2 protein-coding genes and 1 pseudogene are annotated in these 5,886 nt (G+C 38.0%); 1 reads left to right on the top strand and 2 read right to left on the bottom strand.

Annotation, left to right across the window (positions count from 1 at the left end; all coding sequences use genetic code 11):
* The coding region (locus QM928_RS09655; RefSeq protein WP_414295139.1) for a Rib/alpha-like domain-containing protein at positions 1-4,030 on the bottom strand (4,030 nt) is incomplete at its 3' end.
* Positions 4,031-4,560: 530 nt separating this feature from the next.
* On the opposite strand from QM928_RS09655, the pseudogene QM928_RS09650 reads away from it, so the two are divergent.
* A pseudogene (locus tag QM928_RS09650) lies at positions 4,561-4,776 on the top strand (IS30 family transposase); the annotation flags it as partial.
* A 400-nt stretch (positions 4,777-5,176) separates the two neighbouring features.
* Here QM928_RS09650 and QM928_RS09645 read toward each other — a convergent pair.
* Positions 5,177-5,886, bottom strand: a 710-nt coding sequence (locus QM928_RS09645) for an LPXTG cell wall anchor domain-containing protein (RefSeq protein ID WP_414295140.1), incomplete at its 5' end; no start/stop codon positions are given.

Here is a 5,886-nt window from a genome sequence, read left to right as displayed (position 1 = left end):
CTTTTCCTGTTACTTCTTCACCTGGAGTCTTATCTGATGGAATGGTTACAGTGACTTTACCATCTTTATCTACTGTGATTCCTGGTGTGCCACTTGTGTAAGTTGTTCCATCTGGAATTTTCTTACCATTCGCTTCTTTTACTGGAATCTCTACTGATGTTCCTGGTTTGCCACTTCCATCGTCATACTTAGGTGTGTAATCATCTTTATCTTGGTTAGTTACTGTTACTTTTACAGGTACTTCTTCTTCTGATCCATCTGGGTATCTTACGAGAACTTTTCCTGTTACTTCTTCACCTGGAGTCTTATCTGATGGAATGGTTACAGTGACTTTACCATCTTTATCTACTGTGATTCCTGGTGTGCCACTTGTGTAAGTTGTTCCATCTGGAATTTTCTTACCGTTCGCTTCACTTACTGGAATCTCTACTGATGTTCCTGGTTTGCCACTTCCATCATCATACTTCGGTGTGTAATCATCTTTATTTGGACGTCCTACGACTACTGGAACATTTACTGTATCATGTGAACCATCTGGATATGTAACTTTAACTACAGCATTTCCAACATTACCTGATGTTTTTGTTGACGGTTTGCTTTCTACCGTTAAAGTTCCTGGACCAAAGTTTTGTACTTTTGCCTTCACTTCATCATCTGTAATGTTATGGTTATACGGAACTGTTAATGTTTCGCCTGTTGGATTGTATTTGTCAGTTTGATCCTGAACAGTGATTCTTATTGTTTTTGTTGATGGCGTATTGTTCTTATCGTACGCTGTAATTTTTACAGTATAGAATCCTGTCTTAGCGTTCGTAGTTCCTGTAATTTGGCCATTTTCGTATTTTAATCCTTGTGGTAAATTGCTTACCTGAATTGGATTATTATCACGCATTCCAACACCACCTGTATTATCTACAGCTGTTACAGGGATTGGAGTAATTGGTTCGTTTTTAGTTACCGTTGCGCTTTCTGCTGTAATTGTTGGGCCTGTTACGTCTTTTACTGTAACTGGTACATTTACAGTATCACTTGATCCATCTGGATATGTAACTTTAACTACAGCATTACCTGCATCCCCTGCTGTTGCAGTTGAAGTTGGTTTGCTTTCTACTGTTAATGTTCCAGGGCCAAAGTTTTGTACTTTTGCTTTTACTGCTTCATCTGTAATTGCTTGACCTTGGTTTACTGTCAATGAATCGCCTGTTGGATTGTATTTGTCAGCTTGATCTTGAACAGTAATTCTGATTGATTTTTCTGAAGCATTATTATTTTTATCATATGCTTTGATTTTTACAGTATAGTAACCTGTCTTAGCGTTCGTAGTTCCTGTAATTTGACCCTTTTCATATTTCAATCCTTGTGGTAAATTGCTTACCTCTATTGGATTATTATCGCGCATTCCAACCCCACCTGTATTATCTACAGCTGTTACTGGAATTGGCGTGATTGGTTCGTTTTTAGTTACTGTCGCGCTTTCCGCTGCAATTGTTGGTGGAATCTTGTCACTCGGCGTTACTTCGAAAGTAAATGTTACATCATTAGCTTTATTGCCTGCATTATCAGTAGCTTTAAAAGTAATTGTATTAGTCTTACCAACATCTTCTGCTGTTGTTGTAATCGTAATAGTTCTTACTTTTTCGGTATCAGTATCTTTCACGTTAGTTGCACTAGCTTGTGAATTAACCAATCTATTACCATATTTTGTTGTAAAATCATCAGCATTAAGATTAACATGTTTATCATCTCTTGCTGTTACTGTGAATGTTACAGTTTGTCCTTCAACTACTGTTTGCTTAGCTGGTGAAATTTCTAATGTTGGAGCTTGTGTGTCTGGTGCTTCTGTTGGAGTAACTGGGTCACTTTTATCAGAAGTTACTGTTCCACCATTATTCACAACTGTCTCAGCTGTAATAGGTTTTCCTGGTAGTGCTCCTGTAACTGTAACTGTTGCAGTTTCTCCATTAGTTGTTCCAGTTCCGATAACTGTATCACCATCGTAAAGGTTAACTGTTGAACCGTTTGGCACTCCGCTTCCAACATTAACCGTAATTTGTTGACCTGTTAAGCCTTTTTTGTTCTCTACACTTGTTGTAATAGTAGGTTTTTTAGGTTTAACGATTAATGTAACTGTTCCATCTGAACCAGAATTGGCATCAGTTGATTTAGAACCGTCCTGATAAGTCGCAATAGAAGTATACTTAAATACTCCGGCTTTCGCTGTACTTGGTGATTCACCTGCCCAAGACCAGTCCATACCTCCAGGGAAAGTTCCACCTTTTCCATGTTTAACATAACCTGAAGATACAGGGTTTTTTGGGTCTCCTGCGTTATCTCCTACTGTTTTTGTAACTGTTAAACCTTTAATTGGGTCTTTTGGTGCGTCTGGCTCTGCTTTTACACTTGTTCCTTGCGAACCTACAATATAAGACTGATTCGTAGTACGTCCAGTTGTATTAGAGGCTGCATATACATTACCATTAGCAGCTTCCGTTTCTGTCACGTTATCCTTCAATTTTACTCTAGCGGTCATATGGATCGCATAATCTAGGTCTTCCTTACCGACTTCCAATCCAAGAGTATAACTGACCCCGCCAGTGTAATTTCCATCTGTTTTTCTTACAATCTTATCTAAATAAGGATCGTTTTGGTTGTTTTTAAACACTTGCCATTTTTGATCAGCACGGCTTACTCCTTGTGGATCGTATGTAGCTCTTCTATCCCCTGGGAAAACTTTAGTTATTTGTGCCCATGGATATGAAATTACAGCTGTCTCCCCAACCTTTTGGAATCCGCTACCTCCATCAGAAAGCTTTCTATTAGGATTTCCATCAACATTTTTATAGCGAGTAAACGTTAAATTCTCTACTGTATTCGAACCATCCATGATATTAAAAGGAGGTTGGAAATAATAATGCTGACTATAAGATTTTTCTGCCATGGATACTCCATTATTATTGAAGTATACATCATAGACCATCCATTTACCTGAACTGTTTTGTTCATATTTTGCTTTGATGACTGTCTTTTTTTCTGTAAATTCAGGATCATCATTCCTTGTGTTTGATCCACCGTTAGTTTTTTTATCGACCGATGCAAAGTATCTAACGTTCTTCAACGCCCCAGAAGAGCTAGTTGCTGTATAAGCTCTAAACTGTGTCCCTTCACCCATACTTTGACCATTACGTGGATCATGAGAACCTGAAGTCAAACGATTACGAGCGATCATAACGGAACTTTCGTTACGTTTGATGACACGATTCATATCCTCAACATCACGAAGGCTAACTTCTACACCACCAAATGCAGACTTGGCTACGGCAACTTGAGCGATAGCTTTTTCCAAGATTTCACGTGTCAAGTCATTCTCAGGTGTTTGGGCGATAGTCTGCTCCAAACGATCAATAGATAATTTGAGACTAGCTTTAGCTTTTTCCAGTTGTTCAGCATTGGTATTTTCTGAAGTTTCTTCAGACTTAGCTGAAATTTCTGAAGTTGGCTTCGCTACTTCTGGCTTGATTTCCGAAGTTACTTCCTGTGTGCTTTCGTCATTTTTATCTGCTTTGACTTGAGGAATTTCCACTGCTCGTAGCTGGTCCAAAACATTGGTCAAGCGAGCTACCAAGGCATCCACTTCTTCCTGACTCACTTTTGAATTAGCAAGAGTCTGTTCAGCCTTAACAAGTTCTTCCTTGGCGCGGACTAAAAGATCTGTATTCGCAGTTTCTTTGACGTGAAGCTGATCTTTGAGCTGTGTCACAAGCTGACTTGCAACAGCTGTATCCACTTTTACAGAACTAGTAGGCTCTTCCTTATCCTGCGATGCTTGCGGACTAGTATCTTGAGTTAAAGCCTCTACATGAGGTTGGTCAACAGGTGTTACGCTATCCGCACTAACGACGCGCGCACCTAAAAACATCAGTGCTGCAACAGCAACTGAAGCCGCACCAAAGCTATACTTACGAATAGAAAAGCGTAACACTTTTTCTCGTTTTTGGCGTTCAATACGACTCATGGATGATTTTTTATCCATTCTATTATCTCCTTTTTTTGAATTTGCTCACCTGAAACACATATTGCTTATATTTACATATTGTTTATATTCACAGGAAAAGCTATCCAAGTATAATTTTATACTTTTTATTGGGAATATGCAAACTATTTATCGCTTAAGTCAAACTTTTTTTAGTTTTTATGCATCTAAAATAATTATATTTGATTCAGCCTCTATTTTTCCTTGATAGTATTGAATTATTTTGATGTTTTCATTCTTCAAACGATTAAAAATGAATTATATTTAAAATATCACTCAAACGATTGGCATTATTAGCGGCGCTTCATTTTATTGTTTTTGTATTCTTTTGCCTTTAAAGTTTGTTTTATTTAAAAAAATTCGAAATAAATGGTATATAAGTTATTTACATATTCTCCTGCTAAATAAAACTCGATATTTCCCTCTCTGTAGAATAAATCTATTGTTGCTTATCGTATTAGTTGTTTCATAGTATTTGTAGATTGCAATACATTTCTCGGGGATAACGAATAGTAAGTGCTCAATATCACCCAAATAAAAGCGCTGAGTCAGTCAATTAAGCTCTAAAACTCATCTTAAAACAGCATCAAATTCTTTCCATCACGACAAACAATAGCGCCGAATTCAACCGCTTGGCTGATGTGTTTTCTAAGGAGCATATCTACTATACACATCCCTACGCCTCTTGGAAAAGGGGAACTAACGAGAATCACAACAGGCTCATTCGTAGATGGTTACCTAAGGGAGCTATAGTAGATTGAACTTAGAATAGTACGCTACGAATTCTAAAACATTTTTAAAAATTATTTTGACTTTCCTAACCTCTTTGTTCATATCTTGTTTCAATCAACTTTAAGAAAACGACTCCCAAAAAGGTCGCATTTATCGAAAAATGGATTAATAACTATCCTAAAATATGGAGAGGACAACGATTGCCCTCTCCATATTTTAGCTTTTATTTAACCCACTACAGTTGACAAGGAGCCCAAAAAGCGAACAATACTTAGAATTCCGTTTAACAAAATCCTAGCATTGTTCGCTTTCTTTATCTAAACATTCTTTTTATTTTACGACTAACATGATTCCCAGAACCAATCTAGTTTGTCTTTATAACACAAAAGAATGAATGTTTATTTGACTAAATTTTTAGTCTTCTTTTTTCTTTCCAAGAGCAAGTCCGAGACCACCTAGAATACCAAGAAGACCTAGAGATGCAAGAGTCGCATTTGATTCAGTACCAGTATTTGGCAATACTTTTTGAGAATCATTTGACTTAGCTCCATTATCAATAGTAGCTGTAGTATCTTCGTGATTTACATTCGGATTAACTGCAACTGGTGTTACCTTAGCTGGAGTTTCTACTGGAACTTCTACAGCTGGTTTACCTGGTTCTGTAATCTTACCTGTACCTGGAACTTTACCGTCTGGTAATTCACTGTTTGGTACTTTACCTTTACCGTCTTCACCGATTGTGACTGTGATTGGGTTACCATCTTTACCTGGGATTTCTACCTTAGTTCCTGGTGGGAATGTTGAGCCATCTGGTTTCTTCGGTGTTACTGTAACGTCACCTGTCTTAGGATCTTGTTCAACATCTACTGTTGGTGTCTTTTGACCTGGTGTTGTTACATCCACTGGTTGTGATGGTTTCTTGTTCGGTTCAGTTACTGTTCCTGTACCTGGGACATCTTTCTTAGGAAGCTTGTCATTTGGTACTTCACCTGAGCCATTGTCGCCGATTGTGACTTCGATTGGTGTGTTGTTTTCACCTGGAATCACTACCTTGCTGCCTGATGGGTAAGTTGAGCCATCTGGTTTCTTAGGCGTTACTACTGCATCACCATTTGGTTTGCGTG

It is taken from the genome of Streptococcus infantis (genome assembly GCF_047460405.1).
GTDB classification, from domain to species: Bacteria; Bacillota; Bacilli; order Lactobacillales; family Streptococcaceae; genus Streptococcus; species Streptococcus infantis_Q.
The sequence above is the reverse complement of the archived record's forward strand: the minus strand, read 5'-3'. Positions and strand labels throughout refer to the sequence as shown.